Annotated in this window: 21 protein-coding genes; 9 read left to right on the top strand and 12 right to left on the bottom strand. The window is 42.1% G+C overall.

All coding sequences use genetic code 11. The features are described 5' to 3' along the window. Positions 1-133 precede the first annotated feature (133 nt). The 4 genes from J5X92_RS21170 to J5X92_RS18250 all read right to left on the bottom strand — a co-directional run bounded on the left by J5X92_RS21170 (position 134) and on the right by J5X92_RS18250 (position 2,444). Positions 134-580, bottom strand: a complete 447-nt coding sequence (locus tag J5X92_RS21170) for a DEAD/DEAH box helicase family protein (RefSeq protein WP_244361057.1) — start codon at positions 578-580, stop codon at positions 134-136. Between the two features lie 133 nt (positions 581-713). Beyond that, positions 714-1,904, bottom strand: a complete 1,191-nt coding sequence (locus J5X92_RS18260) for a hypothetical protein (protein WP_244361037.1) — start codon at positions 1,902-1,904, stop codon at positions 714-716. A 2-nt stretch (positions 1,905-1,906) separates the two neighbouring features. After that, the gene (locus J5X92_RS18255; protein WP_126873619.1) at positions 1,907-2,200 is read right to left on the bottom strand and encodes a type II toxin-antitoxin system RelE/ParE family toxin; all 294 of its coding nucleotides are present in this window, start codon (positions 2,198-2,200) and stop codon (positions 1,907-1,909) included. Beyond that, positions 2,187-2,444, bottom strand: coding sequence for a type II toxin-antitoxin system ParD family antitoxin (locus J5X92_RS18250; protein ID WP_013785278.1), 258 nt, complete (start codon positions 2,442-2,444; stop codon positions 2,187-2,189). Before J5X92_RS18250 ends, J5X92_RS18255 begins: the two co-directional genes overlap by 14 nt. Before the next feature lie 655 nt (positions 2,445-3,099). Here J5X92_RS18250 and J5X92_RS18245 point away from each other — a divergent pair. Together J5X92_RS18245 and J5X92_RS18240 are read left to right on the top strand one after the other, a co-directional pair. Continuing rightward, positions 3,100-6,228 carry a TonB-dependent receptor gene (locus tag J5X92_RS18245; protein WP_208806253.1) on the top strand — a complete coding sequence of 1,043 codons (3,129 nt, stop codon included), beginning with the start codon at positions 3,100-3,102 and terminating at the stop codon, positions 6,226-6,228. A 189-nt stretch (positions 6,229-6,417) separates the two neighbouring features. Then, the gene (locus tag J5X92_RS18240; protein WP_208806252.1) at positions 6,418-6,612 is read left to right on the top strand and encodes a hypothetical protein; all 195 of its coding nucleotides are present in this window, start codon (positions 6,418-6,420) and stop codon (positions 6,610-6,612) included. Between the two features lie 87 nt (positions 6,613-6,699). On the opposite strand, the gene J5X92_RS18235 is transcribed toward J5X92_RS18240, so the two are convergent. Next, positions 6,700-7,638 (bottom strand): PA2778 family cysteine peptidase, encoded by a 939-nt coding sequence (locus tag J5X92_RS18235; protein ID WP_208806251.1) that lies wholly within the window; start codon positions 7,636-7,638, stop codon positions 6,700-6,702. A gap of 1 nt (position 7,639) precedes the next feature. After that, positions 7,640-8,020 (bottom strand): PA2779 family protein, encoded by a 381-nt coding sequence (locus J5X92_RS18230; protein WP_208806250.1) that lies wholly within the window; start codon positions 8,018-8,020, stop codon positions 7,640-7,642. 221 nt (positions 8,021-8,241) lie between these two features. Here J5X92_RS18230 and J5X92_RS18225 point away from each other — a divergent pair, with 221 nt between their 5' ends. The 3 genes from J5X92_RS18225 (at position 8,242) to J5X92_RS18215 (ending at position 10,321) form a co-directional block, all read left to right on the top strand. After that, the gene (locus J5X92_RS18225; protein WP_208806249.1) at positions 8,242-8,667 is read left to right on the top strand and encodes a hypothetical protein; all 426 of its coding nucleotides are present in this window, start codon (positions 8,242-8,244) and stop codon (positions 8,665-8,667) included. Beyond that, positions 8,618-9,118 (top strand): hypothetical protein, encoded by a 501-nt coding sequence (locus tag J5X92_RS18220; RefSeq protein ID WP_208806248.1) that lies wholly within the window; start codon positions 8,618-8,620, stop codon positions 9,116-9,118. The genes J5X92_RS18225 and J5X92_RS18220 overlap by 50 nt, the downstream gene beginning before the upstream one ends. A gap of 105 nt (positions 9,119-9,223) precedes the next feature. Next, the gene (locus tag J5X92_RS18215) at positions 9,224-10,321 is read left to right on the top strand and encodes a patatin family protein (RefSeq protein WP_208806247.1); all 1,098 of its coding nucleotides are present in this window, start codon (positions 9,224-9,226) and stop codon (positions 10,319-10,321) included. Between the two features lie 177 nt (positions 10,322-10,498). On the opposite strand, the gene J5X92_RS18210 is transcribed toward J5X92_RS18215, so the two are convergent. Continuing rightward, positions 10,499-12,178, bottom strand: coding sequence for a hypothetical protein (locus tag J5X92_RS18210; protein WP_208806246.1), 1,680 nt, complete (start codon positions 12,176-12,178; stop codon positions 10,499-10,501). A 706-nt stretch (positions 12,179-12,884) separates the two neighbouring features. Between J5X92_RS18210 and J5X92_RS18205 the strand changes: the two genes are divergently transcribed. From J5X92_RS18205 to J5X92_RS18195, 3 genes are all read left to right on the top strand, one after another. Beyond that, on the top strand, positions 12,885-13,658 hold the full coding sequence (locus J5X92_RS18205; RefSeq protein WP_185864194.1) for a PRC-barrel domain-containing protein: 774 nt from the start codon (positions 12,885-12,887) through the stop codon (positions 13,656-13,658). A 50-nt stretch (positions 13,659-13,708) separates the two neighbouring features. After that, positions 13,709-14,221 carry an EF-hand domain-containing protein gene (locus tag J5X92_RS18200; RefSeq protein WP_126873631.1) on the top strand — a complete coding sequence of 171 codons (513 nt, stop codon included), beginning with the start codon at positions 13,709-13,711 and terminating at the stop codon, positions 14,219-14,221. Between the two features lie 406 nt (positions 14,222-14,627). Next, positions 14,628-16,220, top strand: a complete 1,593-nt coding sequence (locus J5X92_RS18195; protein ID WP_126873633.1) for an ABC-F family ATPase — start codon at positions 14,628-14,630, stop codon at positions 16,218-16,220. Between the two features lie 113 nt (positions 16,221-16,333). On the opposite strand, the gene J5X92_RS18190 is transcribed toward J5X92_RS18195, so the two are convergent. From J5X92_RS18190 to J5X92_RS18180, 3 genes are all read right to left on the bottom strand, one after another. After that, positions 16,334-18,037, bottom strand: coding sequence for a patatin-like phospholipase family protein (locus J5X92_RS18190; RefSeq protein WP_208806245.1), 1,704 nt, complete (start codon positions 18,035-18,037; stop codon positions 16,334-16,336). A 99-nt stretch (positions 18,038-18,136) separates the two neighbouring features. Next, positions 18,137-19,258, bottom strand: a complete 1,122-nt coding sequence (gene nagA, locus J5X92_RS18185) for an N-acetylglucosamine-6-phosphate deacetylase (protein WP_208806244.1) — start codon at positions 19,256-19,258, stop codon at positions 18,137-18,139. Next, entirely contained in the window at positions 19,258-20,280 is a 1,023-nt protein-coding gene (locus J5X92_RS18180; RefSeq protein ID WP_208806243.1) for a BadF/BadG/BcrA/BcrD ATPase family protein, read from the bottom strand. The genes nagA and J5X92_RS18180 overlap by 1 nt, the downstream gene beginning before the upstream one ends. Positions 20,281-20,566: 286 nt before the next feature. Between J5X92_RS18180 and J5X92_RS18175 the strand changes: the two genes are divergently transcribed. Beyond that, positions 20,567-21,217 (top strand): sulfotransferase family 2 domain-containing protein, encoded by a 651-nt coding sequence (locus J5X92_RS18175; protein ID WP_208806242.1) that lies wholly within the window; start codon positions 20,567-20,569, stop codon positions 21,215-21,217. Between the two features lie 160 nt (positions 21,218-21,377). Here J5X92_RS18175 and J5X92_RS18170 read toward each other — a convergent pair whose 3' ends face one another. Beyond that, entirely contained in the window at positions 21,378-22,355 is a 978-nt protein-coding gene (locus J5X92_RS18170) for a GGDEF domain-containing protein (protein WP_208806241.1), read from the bottom strand. After that, positions 22,339-22,974, bottom strand: a complete 636-nt coding sequence (locus J5X92_RS18165; protein WP_208806240.1) for a hypothetical protein — start codon at positions 22,972-22,974, stop codon at positions 22,339-22,341. The genes J5X92_RS18170 and J5X92_RS18165 overlap by 17 nt, the downstream gene beginning before the upstream one ends. Positions 22,975-23,063 lie beyond the last annotated feature (89 nt).

Below are 23,063 nucleotides of genomic sequence, written 5' to 3'. Positions count from 1 at the left end.
GAAGCGTAGAGCTAAATCCGGAGAATAAAAAAGAAGCAGCTTAACAGCTCAGGCGACAACTACCTTGAAAAACGCCGAGGACGAAAAAGAAGAAGAAAAAGTGATCGGATAAAACCGAAACGACCGACCGGATTCACCGAAATACGCAAACGCCTTTATAAACAATATCTCCAAGTTGAAACATCATCAGCTTTTCTAAGCCATCTTGGCGTTTTGGTGTTGCAGTGAATCCATGAATGAATTTTGCGTGACTGGACTTGATCAAGCTTTCATAGTTTGATGCTGGTAAATGGTGGCATTCATCAACAATAATTTGCCCATATTTTTCAATGTATGGCTTTATATCCATGCCGTTTCGACTAACTAAACTTTGATATGTGGCTACATCAACCTGATACGACAGCTTTTCCTTACCACCAAGTAATGAACCAACTTCAGTATCTTTTAGAAAAACATTAATACGTTCTAACCACTGTTCAGCCAGTTGCCGACTGTGAACTAATATCAATGTGTTTACTTTACGTTTAGCAACCAATGCTAGTGCCGTGACAGTTTTACCAAAGCCAGTAGAAGCTTCCAGTATGCCAACCGATGATTCTAATAACGCATTAACCGCCTTATTCTGCTGACTTTTCAGCTTTCCAGTAAACTTAACTTTGGCAAGGTTGTCACCTGAAAACCGCTTATCATCGAAAATGATTTCAATTTTTTGTTCAGTTAATTGAGCTTCTACAGATGATAAACACCCTCTGGTGTAAAATTAAGAATGTACCTTCAACATGAGCGGCGCAAATATATCTTGGAATGCCAATAGTAGATAAGCGAAGGCCTTGCCGTTTATAAAACTCAGAATTAGAAAATACTGCTAACTGTTTAAGTCTTGATGTTAATTTGCCGGGAAGTTTATCTATAGGAATATAAATCTGATCTGCAATAACTAAGGTTATTTCTTCTGGGCAATTGGCAATCACATCATTATCAATAGAAGAGAGTTTCTTCCAAGGTGTGTCTGCCAAGTCATTATTAGCTTTTTCATCAATTAACGTTATTTCATCCAGCAAGCTATCAAGTGTCGTACTATTAATTTTTTGAATTGAAGCGAGCTTAGCCCACTGGTCTTTATAAGCTATCCCTGAGGAATTTATGAATACACTATTGCCAAGTTTTCTTGGCTCTAGTTGAAGAGGTAATGCTATCAAGTTACCAAAGCCACCTTCTGGCATAACATCTTGATTCGGAAACAAACGATCAAAGCAAGTAAATGAGAGCGCAGGGTACATTTCCATCGCTTTCGTTAATAGCCCATTACCCAACTTTCTAGCTTTGGCTGTTTCAATAGCTTGCGAAAAGAAGATCCATACATGTCCACCATTGCCGCTTCTAGAGCGTTCGATAATGTGAGGTACTTTATAAAAATCACAGGCTTCAGAAAAAGCTTTAACGGAGTGAATCCAATCGTCTTTATCAAAATCAGCAGCAAGAATGTGGGTTGTATTATTCTCTAGAAGTGGGTAAATACCAATCGTTTGATTCCCTTTTAGGTGATCAAATATCGCTTGACCATCATAATGCTTGAATTGTTGATTTGAGCATTCTGTGCAACTAATCCGTGGTTTATTACAAACTTTAGGTTTCCATTCATTCCAACACGCTGGCGAATAACCACTTCGACCATTTTGCGATTCCCAACGAAACGGATAAACGTCATTTCGACCTTTAAAATAAGAAATGAATAAATCGACTTTAGCTTCAGGTGAAACGTGTTGGTTAAAGTGTTTGGCTAGCTCGACTTCTTGTTGTGCAAGAATACTATTACGTTCATTTAACAACGACTCTTTTTCTTCAGCGAGTCGCTGAAGCTGATTATCAATTTCTAAGAGTCTATCTGATAACGAACTGGACACATTTATAACTCAAAAGCAGTTTTAAGATTTTCAGCTCTTAATATTCGCATGATATCAACGTAGTCATTAGAAACGACATAGTAAATAGCATGTTTCCCATACACACTTCGTCTATATCCCTTGCGAATATGAGCAACAGCCTGATAATGCAACGGGTTTTCCGCTATGCTTTGAAACTGAATAATCAACCCATCAACGTATGATTTGGCCTGAGCTAACCCAAAGTTATCAATGCCATATTCAAAAAGCAGCTCGAAATCCTGATCGGCAGCAGAGCTTAATCTATACTTCGCCATTAGTTTGTTTTCGAGCAATCACTGCATTAACAATATCTTCAGGAGAACGAGAGCTAAAACCGCTTTGCTCTGCTTTGATCAGTTCTTGCCTTATAATTTCAACTTCGCTTGTACGCATTTGCTCTTTTCTGATCAAATCTCGTAATAACTCGCTGTCACTAGCATAGTCTCCAGTTGCAAGTTGAGCTTGCATCCATTGTTCTTGTTGATCAGTTACTGTGATACTTTTCTTTACCATTGCCATAATTTACCTCCAATGAAAGAAATCTCGTAAGGATATAATCCTACTTTATACTACCACAATAAAGTTTAGTTCAGAACTGGTAAGAATCAATTTGAGTTACACCATACAATTCATAGGTGGTAACAATATCGGTAAGTTGCTGGTCATGACCACGTTAAAATGGGCACTTATAAAGGGATTACAAGCTAGCCAACGGGGCCTCATAATCGGCAGGTCCCCTGTTCAAGTCAGGGTGGGGCCACCATTTCTTCTTTGAATTTCTTATCTGTATTAAAATTCTTCCCAAGAATATCTTACTCCTACGATAATATTCACTTGCGCTCACTTGCGCGCGCCGCCGCCCTACTATCTTAAACAGTCTTCTTGTCTCTATTGCTAACCTCTTTCAAATACACATCTACAGGCTACATTTACGTAAGCACACGTAAAACGTGTAAAAACACGTAAAAGCCCTTGCCTCATCATCCTCATAAAAGCTCAAATAATGTTTTATTTCATAGAGTTATGTAAGTTCAGATTTACACAAATGAAATAAAGATGAAATAAAAATAGCCAACAATTGCGCTACCTCAGGCAACAGTAATACGACATGCCCAAATAAGCATGCGTGGCTAGCTGAGCACTTAAACCAAACTTTACTTAGAACGGGAAATTCATGAACCATAAAACTCAGTTCAATCGCATCGCGATGGCTGTGGCTTTGTCTATTGGCGTTGCAACAACAGCCGTTGCAGCCACTGGTCAATCATCAGCTATGCGCGGCACCATACTAGGCCCTCAAGGTAATCCCGCAGCAGGCAGTTCAATTACTATTATTCATCAACCTTCAGGAACGGTAAAAGAGACCACCGTAAATGAAGAAGGCGCATTCTCAGCACGAGGTTTACGTGTTGGTGGCCCTTATATGATTATCGTAGAGTCACAAAAGTTCCAAAGCCGTGTTATCGAAGATGTATATTTAGAACTGAATGACACATTCGAACTTGATGCTGCCCTTGAAACTACTTCTGATATAGAGCGTGTAACGGTAACCGGTAGCCGCGACTTTTTCTCAAACAACGGTTCAAATTCAGTATTTGGTGAATCGGCTATTGAGAACATGCCTACCTTTAACCGAGATATAAAAGATATTGTTCGTTCAAACCCGTTAGCGGTGGTAAGTGCCGATGGTGAAGAATTAAGTATTGCCGGCTCTAACCTGAAATATAATACTTTCACCGTTGATGGCGTAGGCGTTAACGACACCTTCGGCCTACAAAGTAACGGTTACCCTACGTCACGCCCCCCAGTGTCTTTAGATGCTATTGGCCAAGTATCTGTTGAGTTTACGCCCTTTACCGCCCGCGCAGGTAAATTTGGCGGTGGTAACGTGAACGTGGTGACCAAATCAGGTACCAATGAATTTCACGGTACGGCATTCTATGAAGAAGTGCCTTTCTCTGGCACCGCAAAAGACACCAAACTTTACAACACGGAATATGACGTCGATAACGATGAATCGTCCTACGGTTTCACTCTTGGTGGTCCATTAATAAAAGACAAACTTTTCTTCTTTGGCTCCTATGAAAAATGGGAAGAAGAAATCGATACCGGCTTTAACTCTTCAGCCTATCCTACAGAGCTCGTAAGCGCGGCAGAAGACGTGATTGCTGCCCTTAGCGATACCTACGGCCTTGAAGATTCAATAGCGGGCGCGCCTGATGCAGACGAAGATGAAAAATACCTCATTAAATTAGACTGGAACATTAACAACGACCACCGTGCCGATTTCACCTACAGCTATCAAGAAAACACAGCGGCACAAAACTACAACGAAGATTCAGATACTATTTTATTAACTTCGAATACCTGGACCCTTGCGCAAAAAAATACTTACTACACTGCCCATGTCTATTCTGACTGGACAAATAACCTTCAAACAGAAGTTAGCCTTTCTTACAAAGAGTTTGAACAAGCCTCTGTCACGGCTTCTGATTGGGGTGAAATAAACGTTGATACCGCAGCGGGCACAGAGAGTGGCTACACCGTAGTAGCAGGCGTAGATGAAAACCGCCATGCAAATGTGCTAGAAAACGAAGTGTGGAACTTTGCATTGCATGCTACTTACTTAGCTGGCGATATTGAATATAAGTTTGGTACTGAAATAGAAAACACGTGGAACTACAACCTATATGGTCGTGATTCTTTAGGCACTTGGTATTTTGACGATACTGAGGCATTCGCTAATCAGGAAATCTCTTATTTCGAATATGCCAACGCGTATACAAATGATGTTCAAGACCTTGCCTATGACGTTGAAAGTACGGTTTACTCACTTTACGGTGATGCTACTTATGAAGTGTTTGACGACTTTACGGTAACCGCAGGCCTTCGCTACGAGTACCTTACCGTTGAAGACTCACCACAATTAAATAGCAACTTCGCTAGCACCTATGGCTTTGCGAATACTGAAAATCTAGATGGCTTCGATATTTTCCTTCCACGCGTAAGCTTTAATTGGGATATCAACGACGACTTAACTCTACGTGGTGGTGCTGGCCGCTTCTACGGTGGTATGCCACTGGTTTGGATATCTAACGCTTACACCACCGATGGTGTAACCAACGACTCAGTAACCTTTTCTAGCCTTGACACAAGCTCGGTAGACTTCACATCAGTTCCTACAGAAGCCCAAAGTGCGTTAATGCAAGGTGCAGGAAGCACGAACTCAATCGATCCAGATTTTGAACTGCCCTCTGATTGGCGCTATCAAATTGCGGCCGACTACACGTTCGACATCCCTACCCTTGGCGACAACTTCGCGTGGACAACTGAGTTAACCTACGTTGACCGCGAAAATGCGGCTTATTGGGAAGACTTATCGCGTATCGATAATGGTAACAGTACCCCAGATGGCCGTATTATCTGGGACAATGTTTACGACGGCACTGAATATGAAGACAACTATGATATTCAATTAACCAACTCGGATGACGGTGGCCGTAGCATTCTGTTTACCACTGCGTTAGCTAAACAATGGGATAACGGCATAAGCCTAAATACATCCTATACCCACCAGGATATTACCGAGGTTAACCCAGGTACAAGCTCAACGGCAGAATCTAACTATCAATATGAAGTAACGGTCAATCGTAACGACCCTACCGTGGGCACCGCTTACTATGAAACCAAACACCGTTTTTTAGTGAACCTTGGTTACACTCATGAGTATTTTGAGGGTTATAGCACTAACTTCAACTTATTCTTTGAACGTCGCTCTGGTCAGCCTTTCTCTTGGGTACTAGGTTCATATCAAAGCGGCGGTTTGGGCGATCAAACTGCGTTTGATGATTCAGATGTGTATCTTCCTTATATTCCATCAGGCGCCAACGATGCTGCCGTAGATTTCGACAATGGCCTTAGCTACGACGAAATTATGGCGATTGCTGAGCAAGCAGGTGTCGCTGGAAACGCTGGCGGATATGTTGGAAAGTACTCGTCAACTCAACCTTGGATCACCACAGTAGATTTAGCTATTTCGCAAGAAATTCCAGGGTTTGTTGAAGGCCACAAAGGTCGTATTTATTTGAATATCGATAACTTTGCGAACCTGTTAAACAGTGACTGGGGTAAAGTGTATGAAATGACTTATCCTCAGCAAATACTGTTTGATTACGACATCAACGATGCGGGCCAATATGTTTATTCTGAGGCATACGGCGGCACAGACACCAGCAACTATGACTCGTTTGATGAAGAGCAATCTACATGGCGAATTAAGGTAGGCGTGAAGTATACCTTCTAATTTTTAAATAAATATATTCATCAGGACAAAGCCAGCTGCATTTAGCTGGCTTTTTTATTTCAGTATTAATGACGCATTTAATATGCTGAGTTTAGCGTCAAAAAAAGTTGGCAAGCTATTTGTAAGTTCAGAGGCAGGTATTGAATAAAAGAGTGCCTAATACGCACTGAACAACGAGATTTTGACACTATGCGCCTACCAACCAAACAACTTATCAGTAAAATTGAAACACTATCTAATGATTTGTCACAAAACCAGCTATCCAACTTTCTTGATATCATTAACGCGATGACTGCACTCGTTGAAGAAGCTAGCGAGTTGAGTAACCACGATGGCGCACCAAAAATCAAAGAAATACCTGCCGCCGGGTCGATTATGCATTGAAGATTGAGGTCATAAACCTATGTTTTTAAATATGCTTATCTTTATGATCTTTACCGGTTAAAGGTCGCTATTACCTATTTGCAATGATCACTCAGCTGCTTTTATAGTTAACGCGGTTTTCTTAACATTATCGTCGTTAGGAAACCGCAATAGGGCTTCTTCAATCAGTATCTGAGCTTTGGCTAGATTTCCATTACTAGCAAGGGCGTAAGCATAGTTGTTTATATAAGCCGCCTGACTTTGACCTACTTGATAGCCCTCTTCAAACCATTTCACCGCTTTCTCTGGTTGTTCATCTAAATAGTAATTCCCCAACAAAAAATAAGCTAACCATTGATTGGGCCACTGCTTTGTAGCAGTTCCTAAAAAGGCAATAGCTTGCTCGTCCTTTCCCACCTCTAACATATCGTAAGCAGCACTAATGTAAGTAAACGAATTCATCTTATCGCTGATTTTATTTGGAGGAACTGGCGCTAATAGCCAATAATTTCCTCTTCCCCATGTTTTTTCAAATAGTTCGAAGGACATGGTGTGATTGGGCGTTAAGCCCGTATGCAAGGTCATGGTGCGAGTGGTTAAATCGAAACCTGTCACTACCGCGTAGTGCCATTGGGGTAGCAGTTGAATAGATAAATTTTGAAATACAATGACAGGTATATCACTACTCACTAACTGCATTAATTTAGTCAGCGTACCCCGTTCGGCATAAGGTAAAAAATCATACTGGCGCGTTGCCGTAATCATTTCTAGCTGTAAGCTTCCTTCTTTATCAGGAATAAATATTTTGGGGGCTATCTCATTCGTACTAATACTGTGCCCGTAATATTCAAATACTTCTGATAGCGTGGTGGGGCCACAGTAAAACTGTTCTTGAGCATAAAATGGGACATTGTTTATGGTATGGCTTAATGGCACTCCAGAAGGTTTTTGTAGCGCTATACGGTCTGCCTGCGGCGTTCCCTGGCACCCACCTAGCAATAAAAAGCCCGCAATAAAGCAGGCTCTGAAAAAAACATCTAATTTCATATTAGCTATTAATTGGACGAATAAAAGGATATACGTCAGTTACGCCTACCAAATCTAAGATAGCGATAATGGCAAGTACAGTAAGTACTGCACCAACAACACCACCGGCAGGTGCATCGTTTAATTGGCTGTTAAGCTGCGCTATTTCACTGTTAGTCATACCGTTTATGCGAGAAATAGCATCGCCCTGTGTAACACCCAGACTTACCAGTTTTTCTTGCACATCAGCGCGGCTAACCATTTCAATGAGTTGCTGTTTGTTGTAGGCGTGCGATTGTGCCTGCATCACGTTGTGAGAAGTCACCGCTTCAGCATGTACCGTTCCAGTAGTAACAACAAAAGCGGCCGCAGCACCAACCAACAATTTAGACATATAATTCATAGGGGTTCCTTTTCTCTTTATAAAATCTACAACATTAAATCTTATACAAACAAAATGAAAAATAGGTTCAAACGATACAAGAGTCAGCGGGCTTAATTTTTCAATATTGGGCGTTGAATGTGAATATTAACTCTAGATCTTTACCATCAAGTATTTTAAAGATAGTGAAATAGGTTTACCCTTCTAGGCATAACAATTAAGAGTAACCAACTGTTCTCACAATGCGCTTTTTTGCTCTTTCGGCCGTTTTTCTTCTAAGCTCACTTATTTCAGGATTAGTAAGTGGAAACGTTATTACCACATCATCAATAACGCTTCATACTGACGACCACAATTTAACGAACAGAATTAATCAACCACATGCCCCCTTTTCCGCAAGTGTGGATACGGCGCAATTATTGGTTGATGCCTTAGGCTACGATAAGCCTATTTTAGAAGTCTCACTCAAACGTTCATTCCAACAGATAGAGAATGGCGAATCGGTTTGTGTTATCAACAAGATAAAATCAGCCGAGCGAGAAAAGAAGTACACAATTTCTTTGCCGCTTAACTTTTTTCAAACCCAACGGTTATATCAAGCTTTCCTCACTGCCGCCTTTGGCTCCAGCGCTACTAAACGAGAATGGCGAAATAGTCAGCATTCATAAAGTACTAGACGCGTTTAAAGTCTCGGCCATTGTGCTGCCAGAAACCTATTCTTACGGTGAGCGGGTAGATGATGACTTACGTAAAATAGACGATAAACAAATTATAACCGTAAGCAACCCTACATTTTTCTCGCGTTTTACGAAAATTATTGCTGCTGGCAAAGCTGATTTCGCCCTTATATTCCCCGCGTCTTTGTATCGACCATTCGGCAAAACTAAGCCTATTGAAATGAGAAGTTACGCGATTGCGAACAACCCAAAGTTCGTTTCTGGGCACGTTATCTGCGGTAAAACACCTGAAGCACTTGCCTTTATTGAGAAAGTAAACGAGGCGATAAAAAGCATTTACGCCAACCCCATTTTTATCGAAGCACACACGAAATACCTTCCTGCAAAGGCGAAAAAGATAGTCGAACAAGAAATACGGCAACAGGTAGCTAACATCCTGTAGGTTTTTTCCTATCACACCGATTCATTCTTTCAATTTTCGCCACAGTAAAGTTGTCTTTATACTTGTTTAAATCAACTCAACAGATTTAATAAACAGGTCAACGAAATGAATTCCTCTGCTGCGCCCACGTCCTTTCCTCTTTATGCCACCAAGCGCCCTAAACTTGCGCTTATCGCTGAAGGTGGTGGGCAGCGAGGGATCTTTACCGCTGGCGTATTAGATGCTTGGCTTGAAGCAGGTTACGACCCTTTTGACATGTTCATTGGCACGTCTGCGGGCTCACAAAACTTAACCAGTTTTTTAGCCCGCCAGAAGGGTTATGCGAAACGTTTAATTCGTGGCTTGTCTCGGCATAAGCGATTCTTCCAATTAGGCCGCGGCTTAATGGGCAAACATATTGTCGATTTGGATTGGTATTTTGAGAAAACGAAAGAAGCGAACCGCATTTTAGATTTCAAGGCCGCGAAAGAAAGCTTAGGCAATAGAGAGTTGTTAATTACCGCCACAAATTCTCGTGATCGTAAGCCTTATTTTTTAAGCCCCAAAGGCAGTGGTAATCAATGGCGTGAACTATTGAAAGCCTCTAGCGCTCTACCCTTTTTATACAAACAAGGCGTAAAGCTTACTACTGAATACAACGCGGTTTCGGTTAGCGAGAACAAAGCGAATTCGCTTCCTCAAGCACAACCTGAATCAGATTATTATTTAGATGGCGGCTTAGGAGCCCCCTTGCCTGTCCGTGAAGCTTACGAACGGGGTGCCAGAAAAATCGTGGTTATTCGTACTGGCGATGTGAATTTTCAAGCTCAATCAGCATGGCTTCACAAATTAAAATCACTGGTGTGCGCAACGGGACATTGCCCAAAAACAATTAACTACCTGGTTCAGCATGAACAAGCGTACCAGCAAGAGTTAGCGTTTATTGCTAATCCACCAGCGGATGTGGAAATTATTCAAATTTTTGCAGGCACTAAATTACACAGTAAATTACTGGGCAGTGCGGATAGCGATCTTCGCCACGACTATAAAATAGGCGTTGATGCAGGACGAGATTATTTATTTGAACATGGCGAACTGAATTTACCGATTGGCGATACATCTTTCGATACGAGTAATGATGATTTGAGCCGCGACATAATACCTAATTCGGCACATATACAGCACAGCGCTACACAGTTCGAAAAACAGCGCTTGTCAGCATAACCGGCTTGTTGTGTGAAATTAGGTGAAAATATCGTGAAAGGTATTAATGCCATATAAGGCTTTAAGTAGGCTCTAAGTAGACTTAAAGAATGCAAAGCGCTAAGTAATTGCCTAATACACAATAAAAAGCGTTTACCTTTCGGTAAACGCTTTTGATCGTACTAGGTTAGTGACGTATTAGATGAGGTTCGTTGCAATAGCGCCTGCTACTGTTGCAGATGCAAGTGAAACTAGCGCACTTGCAAATAACCACCACGCTGCCGATGCTGCAGTTGCTCTTACCGCTTCCGTTTCACGCAATGCCATGTCCTTCATTTGTGTTACACGGCTATCGATTTCATCTTTCATCGATTCCAACTTAGTAATCAGCTCTTCGCGTGCCTCATTGTACTTAGCAATATACTCGTCAATGTCTTCATTCGATAAGCGGTCATTGTTGGTCAACAATGCGCGAAGCGATCTCTCATCCATCTTCTTCATTCTGCTAAGTGCGATTTCTGGCGCATCAGTTGGATTGTCCAGCATATCCATGAAGTCAGATTTCAAATTGCGATACGCAAGTTCAGGTCTATCTAAGCTATCGAACCACTTTTGAATACGCTGCTCTAACTGGCTACGCTTAGCAGGAAGATTATCAACCTGTTCTTCGTATGAATCTTCATTACTTTGAAATTTAGCCACTACTTTGTCGTAAGTACTTAGTAGCTTTTCAGTTTTTGATGAGTCCATTTTAGGGTGGCTTTCAATAAGCGCTTTTAATGTATTTCTATCTAATTTAGATGCTCTGTTTGAAATGATGCGCTGCGCATTTTTGGGGTTATCAAAAATAGCATTCATATCTTCCTGAAGTTTCTCAGGGGTAATTTCTTCTTGATCAGATTCATCTAAATATGATGAAAACTTAGCGCGATATTGGCGCCCTTTTTCTTCATCACCCGGTGAAAGTTTATCAAACGCGTCTGTTGCTCTATCTTGATTAGAACTGTTATTACTAATAGCACCTTTAATATCATCGTATGTTGAAGCAACTTTTTTCTTTTGGTCTTCATCCAAAGAAGGTCTATTACTAGCAATATCTAAAATGAGCTTACGAAGCGTATTAGAGTCATTCATCTCTAACTTTTCTTCCACTTCAATTTCATTAATCAGCTTTTCCATTTCTTTGCGTAAATCTTTAGCTGAGAACTGAGATTGTGTTGCTCTGTCTATATATTGCTTTACCTTTTTATCAAAATCTGACGTATTAAATTCACTTCTTACCTCTTCGTGAATAGCTTTCACTGTTTCCTTTGCGAAGCTTTGCGCTTTAGCTTGTTCGCTTTTCGCAAATCCACTGATAACGGTATCACTGGCTCCGGCTATACCTTTACGAAGAAAACTTAAAAGGTTTCCACACACTGCAGTGGTTAGTTTGATATCTACAACAACTGCCGTTATAAAAAATAGCGCCCATACCACTACGCCTAGAATTGCGCCATTTAGTACTGTACTTACTAAGCTTAATTCAATAGCAAGGTAAGTGGCGATGAAAAGCGAAATCGACATAGTTACGATAGTAAAGATACCTAACGCTGCTGAAAGCTTCTGGCCTGCCTTTTTCGTTGAATAAGACGAGTCGCTAGCGCTACTGCTATCGCTGGTGTCCTGAACATCTCCAATAGCACTAATACCTGAAGCGATGGCTAAATTGCTTAGTAGAAACTGAATCCCCACTGCAATAACAACGCCAGCAATAACGCTTACAAAAAAGTGACCAGAAAGTGATGTAGGAGAGCTTGCAACGATAGTTTGAGCTGTCGCTAACCCAGGTAACACTGAGAGTACAGAGGTGAGAAGTAACAAACAGATTTTGCGCATGGTGAATCCTTATTCCAATGAGAGAAGATCTAGTGAAAGAAAATGCAATGTTGTCCATTCATGGGTCAGCAAATTCAATACCAGAGCGGCTAAGAGCCTTTAAAACTTCCGAAAATTAGTCTGTAAGCTATTGTTTAACGCCTTTGTATTAACGTTTTAACGATAGAAGGTGAAAGTGAGCAAGCTAGAAAAAATATGACCGAGTATGAATTAAAGATGGCCTTTATGAAAAGTTTACATTTCTTTACTGTAATAATTCCGCAAATTTAAACCAATATAGCTAGCTTATAAAAATCACCCTATCCCACTTCTTTTTTTGACAACATCATGGCCACTCTAAATATCTTTTATACAAACCAAGAAAAACCAAAAATCACACTTTAAATAAAATAATAATTAGCGTGATTATATTTCAACTCGCTGCAAATAATTTACACATTAAATATAATAAAAGTTAAGAATTAAAATAAACTTCAACGCTATTAAAAAGTAAAAAAAACCTTATTTAAAAAATCACATATTTACAAAAAGCTTTGTAAAAAAATAACTTAACCCTGATTTTAAGATAAGAAAAGCGCCAAGTAATTGGTGTTGCATTTCCCTAGGTATGCAAGTTGCTTTAACTAGGTTGCTTCATCTAATTTGTCTTAACGATGTAGACAAGATTTTAAAGGTAGTTAAATTTAACATCAGAAGGAACAATCTAATGAACAATCGAAATAGACAGTCAATTTTTTCAAAGCCTACTGTAATCGCCAGTGTTATTGCGTTAACCCTAGGTGGTAGCGCATTTTACGTATCTGCTCAGGAATATAACGAGGCTACAAATTCCGAAATAGAAGTTGTGAAGGGTAAGACTGATGTTGAAGTTACTCAACCAGCGCCATCTGTAGACGTAAATCAAAAGGATCCAGAAGTTGATGTTGCCGTTGGTCAAGCGAAGGTCGATGTAGAATATCAAGATCCTGAAATTAGAATTCAACAGCAACAGCCTGAAGTTGAAGTCGTTCAGGCTGAGCCGCAAGTTAGCGTGGAAACCGCTGAACCACAAGTGACCGTAAACCAAGCAGAACCAGAAATAGTCATAGAGAAAAGTGAGCCTGAAATAAATATCGTTAGACGGGACGAAAACGGCGATATTCGCAAAGACAGTGATGCCGCTTATGTCAAGCATTTAACTGTTCAAGAGCTAGAAGACAAAGACATTGTTGGGCCCAATGGCGAAGAAGTCGGTTCTATAGAAGAGGTGGTTAAAAGTAACCAAAACGAAGAGCTGGCGCTGGTAGTGGAAAGCGGCGGTGTAATGGGCGTAGGCTCTCGTAAAAGCGTGCTCCCGTTGAGTGAAGTATCTCTGGAAAATGATGAAATTGTATGGAGTTCTGAAAAGAAGGTAGAGCAGTTGCCTGAATATTCAGATAGTCAGTTTGTTTCTATCCAACAAAAAGGCCAAACCATTGAAGACTTTTTAAGCGGTGAATAATTTAATAGCTTATTTAAAGACAACTTTTACAGCTTAAGAGGACATATATTATGAAATTCAATAAATTAAATACCGCTCTAGCACTCACGCTAGTAGCTACGTCACCTTCAATTTTTGCTCAAGAGATGGCTTCTGCTGAAAAGCAAAAGACAAACTATGACGCCGTAATCCAGCAGTACGATGTGAACAAAAACGGCGAACTAGATAAAGATGAGCTACAAGCTTATATGACAGAAAGCCAAACCAAATCTACTGAACGAAAGGGTGATAAAGTTTCTGTAACTCAGAAACCGGCAATAGTTACCATCAATCAAAAACCGGCTCAAATTACGGTGACACAACCTAAACCTGAGGTATCGATTACCACAAACGATCCTGATATCTCTATTCAACAGCCAGAACCGGAAGTTACGGTTTCGCAGGCAAAGCCTAAAGTAAACGTGAAATCGGGGAAACCAGCGGTTGATGTTAAACAGGATGATCCTGAAGTAGCGGTAAAACAACCCGAACCCACGGTTGATGTTGAACGCGAAGACATTTATGTGGAAGTAGACGACAATTAATACAAAGTGAGTCCACATGCGTTTTAGCCTGAGGTTATTTTTGGCTAAAATACATTCTTAGCATTCTTAGTATCCTTAGCGTTAGGGGGTAAGTCATATTACCCCCTTTTCGCTAAGTCATACGCCGTAGCAATTTTTCTAAAGTTTCATAGTATCGACAATACACGCAACCTACTCCCAAAAGATTATAAGGGCACGAGCCATTGATATCTCTGTTGCGTCCCGCTTTAATTGCTTATTGATTCACTACAAATTTGTGAAGATACAGCCAATAGCTCAAAATTTCCTCGACACAGCGGCCGTTATTCCTTATAGTGCGCGCCCAAAGCTTACTCGTACAAAACGCATTTTTTTGCGTTAACTACCAAGCTATCTTTTCTTCTGATTTACCCGCTGGATACCTGTTTTGATTACCACCGCCAATATCACCATGCAGTTTGGTTCTGCACCCTTGTTTGAAAATATCTCTGCCAAATTTGGTAACGGCAACCGCTATGGCCTTATTGGCGCAAACGGTTGCGGCAAGTCTACCTTCATGAAAATTTTGAGCGGTAAGTTAACGCCAAGTGCCGGTAACGTGTCTATGGCGCCAGGTACCAAACTCGGTATCTTAAGCCAAGACCAATTCGCCTTCGAAGAATTCAGCGTAGTTGATGCCGTTATTATGGGCGACCGTGAATTGTGGGAAGTCAAAAAAGAGCGTGACGAAATATACAGCAAGCTAGATATGAGTGAAGAAGACGGCATGCGCGTGGCCGACTTAGAAACCCAATTTGCTGAAATGGATGGCTACACCGCAGAAGCCCGCGCTGGCGACATCCTGAACGCAGCAGGTATTGAAGAACACTACCATTTTGGTTTAATGAAAGAAGTGGCGCCAGGTAAAAAAGTACGTGTTTTATTGGCCCAAGCTTTGTTTGCCGACCCAGACATTTTGCTTCTCGACGAACCGACCAACAACTTGGATATTTACACCATTACGTGGTTAGCCGATGAGCTAAATAAACGTAAATCCACCATGCTGATTATCTCGCATGACCGCCACTTCTTAAACTCAGTATGTACTCACATGGCTGATATCGATTACGGCGAATTACGTGTTTATCCAGGCAACTATGATGCGTTCATTGAAGCATCAATGTTGGTTCAAGAGCAGTTACTTAATGAGAACGCAAAGAAATCTGCTGAAATTGAAGAACTTCAAGGCTTCGTAGCGCGTTTCTCTGCTAACGCCTCTAAAGCGAAGCAGGCGACCTCTCGTGCTAAGCGCTTGGAAAAAATTGAGCTAGCTGAAGTTAAATCTTCTAGCCGCCGCAAGCCTTATATTGTGTTTGAACAGCACAAGAAACTGCATCGCTTAGCCATTACGCTAGAAGATGTAGGTCATGGCTACCCAGACCTTCCGTTATTTAACAACGCTAACTTATTGTTAGAAGCAGGCTCTCGCCTTGCTATCATTGGTGAAAACGGCGCGGGTAAAACTACCCTCTTAAAATGTTTAGTTGATGAATTATCACCTGAGCACGGTACGATAAAGTGGGCTGAAAATGCCGCTATTGGTTATATTCCACAAGATAGCACCAAAGATTTTGACTGCGATTTAAGCTTGTTTGATTGGATGAGCCAGTGGCGCTTGCCTAAGCATGACGACTTGCAAGTTCGTGGCATGTTAGGCCGCTTATTGTTTAGCTCAGACGACTTTAACAAGAAAGTTGCAGTATGTTCTGGTGGTGAGAAGAACCGCTTGTTGTTCGGTAAGCTGATGCTACAAGACATCAACGTATTGGTAATGGACGAGCCTACCAACCACTTAGATATGGAATCTATTGAAGCGCTGAACAATGGCCTTTATAAATTCGACGGCACGGTTATTTTTGTAAGTCACGACCGCGAGTTTGTGTCATCACTGGCCACGCAGATTATCGAAATAAAAGATAACAAGCTTAACCACTTTGAAGGTAACTACGAAGAGTTCTTGGCGCATAGCGAAGGCAAGTAGCCTTTAAAGTAGCCTTTAAAGTAGCCAATGTTATTGCTAAAGCCCAGCATGGTAAATTTACCTTGCTGGGCTTTTTAATATAGGGGACTTTTTAATATGGGAGGCTTTAAACACTACAACACCAACACCTTTTTTACTGTTTTTCTAACAATACAATTCCATGCGAAAAATCGGGCAATACTTGCTATACCGGCGTCTTTCGTAAATGCAAAAAAGCGCGCTTTAACTCGCTTGTACGCCAGCTCTCTATTTTCGTATTTCACATCAGCCATAGACGCATGATTTAAATGCGATGAATCTAAAAACTGCTGAATACTGTGATGATCACGCTTTTCAATGTTCAGTGGTAATTGTTTTTGAATTACGCCTTCATCGCGCTGCTTATCTAAAATACCATTAATGGTCAGCATGGCATTTAACCTGCCCCGTTCGTAATCATATTGGCGAAAGCGTTCATCAAAGAAGCCTAAAAATGCGCCTAGCAACTCACCACTAAGCTCGTCTTTTTTAGCCGTAATGGTATAGATGGTTTTTAAATTGGTTGGGCCTAACCCCGCGGCATGTTCTAGCACCGCAATGGTGTCTATCCATAGCTTAAAGTGGCTTGGTGGAAGTGGTTTTTCTTCTACATCTACACGATATTGAGTAGCGAGTCGGGCAATATCGGCGGCATATTCAAGTGTATTTCCACCATACACCACGGCGATCATTGAATCTATAATGGCTTGCTCTGCGAACACCTCTTCGCTGGTCGCGCTATACAGTTTTTCTCGTAAGGTGTCGGCTTGATGATCTAACCTAAGCACCTTTTCGTTGTCTTGCTCTTGCAGTAGCCACTCTTGAAACCCGCTTTGAAGGTACACGCTATTGAGCATTTGCTTGGCACTTTGTGCAAAGGATGCTGTTGTTGCATCAAATTCTGGATTGGCAGCACTCTCCCTAGGGTTGGGTGAAATGTAAAAGTAAAAGCGGTTTTCATAATCGGTATAGTTTGTATCGTTTTGTTCAGCCAATGATACTGCCATCCCCAAAGGGTAATTATTAAACGCCCCACCATCCATAAAGCTAAAGATACTGTCTTCAAATTTTACAGCGCCTCGACCGCTGTAATCGCCATGTAGCCAACTTCGGGAGAGTGACACCGGCGAGAACGCTACAGGGAAGGCACCACATCCTCGTGCCGCGGAACTAATCTCGTTCCAAATAGCCTGGTTATCGGTTGTGTTGTCCAGCGTAGCGGTATACCTGTCTTGGTGGCGCGTTTGGGTGAACTTTCCTTGGCCTAAAGTTTCCGTTAAATAAGCAAACGTATCTACCTCATAATCGACGCCATTGAGGTTAGACATGGCCAGCCCTAACCTGATAGAGGTAGCGCTGGCAATGTGGGGCGTTTGAACTAGCGGTGTTTCTGCTTGTGCTGGTGGAGAGTTAGGTGCTGATGATTTTACGTACCGGCTATTAATCAGCTTATCAGCAATGGTTTTTACAAAGCCATTTGAGAGCAGTGAATTTTTGGCATTGTCTCCCGGCAAGGGCGTTAACAACCCGTTGATATCAACCGACTTCACCCATGCTTCGTAACCCACATTGGTATTTTCGCCCGATAAGGCGTCGCCATCATATAAGAGTTTCTGCGCTATCATTGCGGCGGTCATGCCACCAGCACTAGCGCCAGTAAGCACATCTATTTCAATTTTTGGGTTGGCAGGGTTTTCGTTATGTTCTTTTAGCGCTTTAATAATTTCATAAAGCGTACCCGCTTCATAAGAGCCCAAAGAAACGGCGCCTGATATGGCAATTGCAACGCGGTAGGTCATGTTACGCTCCAGAAAATTCAATATTTTTGAATCACCGAGAAGGCAGTCTCAGAACGCTGATCCACAGCACTTTAGGGTAATATACGCTTGAAGCTTGGGTTATTGAAGCCTTCCTTTTACCCAAATATTGGCTAACGTAATAGTATCATCCACTAATAATACATTAGCATACTGCCCTGCTGCGAGACTGCCTAGTTTATGCTGCATTCCCATGAAGTTTGCAGGCGTACTACTTGCCATTGCACTTGCTTGGGTTAAGCTTACGCCTAAATCATGACAAGTATTTGCCACAGCCCCATGCATATCTAAGCATGAACCGGCCAATGTGCCATCAGGGGTGGTGAGTTTACTGCCACTGCGCTTAATTTCTGTATTGAAAAAAGCCAGCGTGTCTAGGTTGCTCCCCACATGCGCCATGGCATCGGTCACCAACATTATCTTTTCTTTACCTTTAACCTTTATCGCCAACTCAGCACTTTTAGGGTGTACGTGATGGTGATCCACAATTAACCCACAATACGCACTATCATACAACAACGCTGCGCCCACAGCACCTGGCGCCCGAGAGGTAAACGCTGACATTGCATTATACAAATGGGTGAAACCACTCGCCCCAGCGTTAAGTGCATCGCTTACTTGTTCAAAGCTAGCATTGGTGTGCCCTAATGCAACCAATACCCCTTCTGCCACCATTTCTTTAATAAAACTGGGGCTCACACTTTCAGGGGCCACCGTTAACAGTACCTTGCCAATATCCTTTCTGCACAAGGTCGCCAGCTCACTATCATGTGGCGTACGAATAAAGCTTTCTTCATGCACGCCTTTTTTCGCAGTACTTAAAAACGGGCCCTCATAATGGATACCCTCAATATTAGGATGATTGTTGGCAATGGCTTCACTTACCGCATCGGCGGCGTTAGCCATAGTGGTCGCATTATCGGTAATGAGTGTAGGCAACATACTGGTAGTGCCGAACTGCAAATGCGCATTCGCCATGGTTTTTAGTGCATCGTACGTGGGCGTATGATTAAACAGTATCCCCCCGCCACCATTTACCTGTGTATCTATATACCCAGGAATAAGCGTACCTGCGTACTTTTCTGCAAGCTCTTCCTTTGTGGCATCTTGAATGCGTTGGATCACGCCCTGTTCTATACATAGGGTTTTATCAAACTGAATGCCTGCGGGTGTCAGTACTTTGTCTGCGGTAATTGTTTGCATTAAGCCAGTGCTACCTGTTGTTTTGCGTATTGAATAACCCCTGCTTGAGGTGACGATTTGGGTTCAATAAGCCTAGTTTGAAGATCAGCACTTAATAACGGCTGATACACATGACTTAGCCCACCGACTAAGCAAAGGGGCAAATCCTGATTATTGGTGAATGTTTTTTCATTAGGTGCCTTGCAGGTAAGTGTTTGACCAACATCGTTGAGGTAGCTAGCCCCTTGATGAATAAGTGCCCCGGCCGCGGCGCAACCTTTTTTATAGGCTGCCACCACACTGGGGGCCAATGCACCAAACTCTCTTCCTTTAAACCCCGCCACTTTTGTGACCAACTGTTGTGGGTTTGATACGGCTAAAGTATCGCAAATAGATGCAAACAAGAGGCTATGAGGAATAAGTTCATCAAACACCAACAAGCTGTGTTTAACCGCCTCAAGGCCTAACCAACCGCCACTAGCATTGTCGCTGATTGGAAGCCCATAACCGCCTTTGTCTTTAAAATTGTGCGAATTAGTACTGGTACCAGTGCCAGTAAAAACTGTAGCCGCCGATCCAGTGCCGCAAATAATTAATGCACCGGCATAGCCGTTATGAGCGCCAAGACAGGCGGCATGTAAATCACTGATGACAGTTACGCTTTTGAAGGGGTGGTGTAAACTTAAAAACTGATTTAATGCGCTGGGAATATTTGCACCAGCAAGCCCTGCGGCAAGGTGTATTTGATTGAGCTTGATTGCTGGGTTGGTAGGTTTATTTGTCGCGCTACTGGGCTTATCTATTGCGCTAATGGGCTTACCTACTGCGCTAATTGACTTATCTACTGCGCTAATGGGCTTTATTGCGCTAATGGCTTTTTCACTAGCATCGATAATTGACTGCATTGCGGCAGCGGCATTGGTCATAATATTGGCAGAACCAGCGTCGGCGTAGCTTAATACGTTACCGTGCTCATCCTCTAACTGCACTCTGCAGTGAGTACCGCCGCCATCCACACCAATATAATAACTCTGCTCTACCATTTACTCTTAATTTCCATTTTTGTGCTGTCATCAGTGGTACTAGGGTGTACTGATTGAAGCCATTTGCATGGCGATTATTCTGCGCCGTATTTAACGTGTTGAAGCTTCATTTAACGGTATTTTATCATAGCTTCACTCTCAACCAACAAAAAGCAAAAGCCATCCATTTTCATCACTTTGTAGCGTTTATTCATTACTAAGTATGACTCAGATATCCATATGGTTGTCACAATTAACGGTCACACTGTATTGATACCTATATCGGCTTTAACAAGGATAATATCCAGTGTTACTTTCCCATAGTAAACAGTTTCTCTTTGTACACATTGCTAAAACTGGTGGTACAAGTATTCGTGAGGCGCTGTCACAGTACCGCTGGGGACACCGCTATGCCGTAGCACAGTTTATCAGTAATAAAATGAGTCAGTTTTGTGGGCATAAGATTGGTAGCCGCTTTCCCCGGCATTCTCGCATTATTGCGGCAAAAGAAATGCTCCCCGAAGAATACTTTAATGGGTTGTACAAGTTTTCGGTGGTGAGAAACCCCTGGGACTTGCAGGTAAGCTCCTATCATCACATTAAACGCGAACGACCTCAGGTGATGGAAGGTCATGATACCTTCGAGCGCTTTATGCGATGGAAATTCAACCCTGAGCGTCCATATCAATACCACATAGACACATCACTGCAATTGCAAAGCGATTACCTTGTGGATTTACATGGAAATTTGCTGACTGATTTTATTGGTCACTACGAAAATTTACAGGAAGATTTTGATGCTATCTGTTCGCACTTGTCTATTCCCCCGTCAACACTTCCCCATAAACGTAAAGCGACAGATAGAGGCAGCTATCAAGCGTATTACACGGACGAACTGAAGCGCTTAGTGGATAACCACTTCGCAAAAGACATTCAATTGTTGGGTTACCGCTTTTGATGTTAGCGAAAATGCTTAAAGATGTATAAGCCCAATGTGAAACACCATTGTATTACTTGACTAAGCCAGTTCAATAAACCAGTTCAATAGGCCGGTTCAATTAGCAAGAGCTCATTAAGCCAGTATCATTGAGTCAGCGCCCTATTTATATTGGATGGTATTAGATGGGTTGTGATACTTCAGTGTGGCGCGCTTTCTTTTGTTCATACATCAGGAGATCCGCCTCTTGGAGCAAGGCATCTAAGTTCTTGCACGACGTATCAGTTACCACTGCGCCTACACTCGCCGTAACCGGAATTTGAGCATTAGGCGTTTGAATAGTTAGGTTACTTAAGCGCGCTTTTATTCGCCCCACCAACCGTTCAGATTGACTACGGCTGTGGCAATAACTTAGCACCACAAACTCATCACCGCCTAACCTACCTACCACATCTTGTTCTCGACATTGACGTTTAAGAATTTTCGCCAAGATGCGCAGTACATCATCGCCTGATTGATGCCCAAAAGAGTCATTAATTCGCTTGAAGTTATCTACATCGATAAACATTAAAGTGATGTAACCGCCTTGACGATTGAAGTCATCTAAGAGTACTTTTGCGGCCCCCTCCCAACCGTCACGGTTGAGAATATGACAAAGCGGATCGGTAGCGGCACGCTTAAATGCTGCCATCCTGTCATTATCAAGCTTCTTCACTTTTTGCGCTGCAGCAAACGCAAAAATTAACGCCTCTATTGTCACCGCGATAATAAGCCCGTAGCGCTGAAGGAACGGGCTGAAGTCTTTCAAATAGAACCTGGCTAGCATGGCAAGTATAATTGTCGAGACACCCAGCAGTACTAATTTTGCGCAGTGTACTTTATGATACGCCGCATAAAGTATTGCTAATAAAATACCGACCATGATAACCAAGGTTAGTTTCGACATGACTATGTTTACCATCATGCCCACGTCACTACTTAACACTATTTGCACGCTCACCAAAGCTAATATTATTAGCGATAAATAGTGTAGTGCGCTTCTTTGCCACTTTTTTAACAACGCTTTAAAATCGAGTAATTGATCTAAAAAGCGTAAAGAAGCAAAGATGGTCAGCCCGGCAAAAAGCACGCTTAACTGTACGCTATTTAGAACGCACATTGGGCAATAATGTGTAAAATATCCCTTCCTGCAACAAGAAAAAGGTGGCTGCACTTGCCACGTATGAACTGTAAGAATAGAACCCAAAACTTCGCATGCTATTGCCTAATACCCCAACATAAATAGCCAGCGCAAAGCAGAAGCCAGCAAATGCACTCAGTGTTAAGGTATGAATAGTATTAAATGCGTAGAACTCAGGTACTGAGGATAGACTCGGGTACAGTGCCCTACCGTACTGGGCTTCTATATCTAAGTAGTAAGACGCTGCGCCAGTGGGAAGCATATAGGCATGCCGCGCGCTAGGTAGCTCGATTGGTAGCGTTAAAGTAGGTGCTGCTGAGCTCTGGGTTTCGAAGGCGCCTGTTATAGAAACATCAGCCTCTAACCGATACAGCATGGCTTTATTTACGAAGTTGCGGGGAAAATGGAAAATATGCGGTTGCGCTAAATCACAATGTAGCGTTAAACGCTGATCGCCTTTCACCATGGGAATAGGTGTACCCACTTTGCTGTTTAATGGTGAGGTAATGACACACGAGGCGTACACACACTCACACACTAAAACACACAAAGCAGCAATCAGTAATTTTACTGACCATCTTGCATTCAGGTCGCACATGGAAGGTTACTCGCCCCCAACAATCTGTACTGATGCAAGATCCAATTTGCGTGGAATTACCTTATAAACTTCACCCTGACTAAACAATA

This window comes from Alteromonas sp. K632G, from assembly GCF_017653625.1.
GTDB classification, from domain to species: Bacteria; Pseudomonadota; Gammaproteobacteria; order Enterobacterales; family Alteromonadaceae; genus Alteromonas; species Alteromonas naphthalenivorans.
The sequence above is the reverse complement of the archived record's forward strand: the minus strand, read 5'-3'. Positions and strand labels throughout refer to the sequence as shown.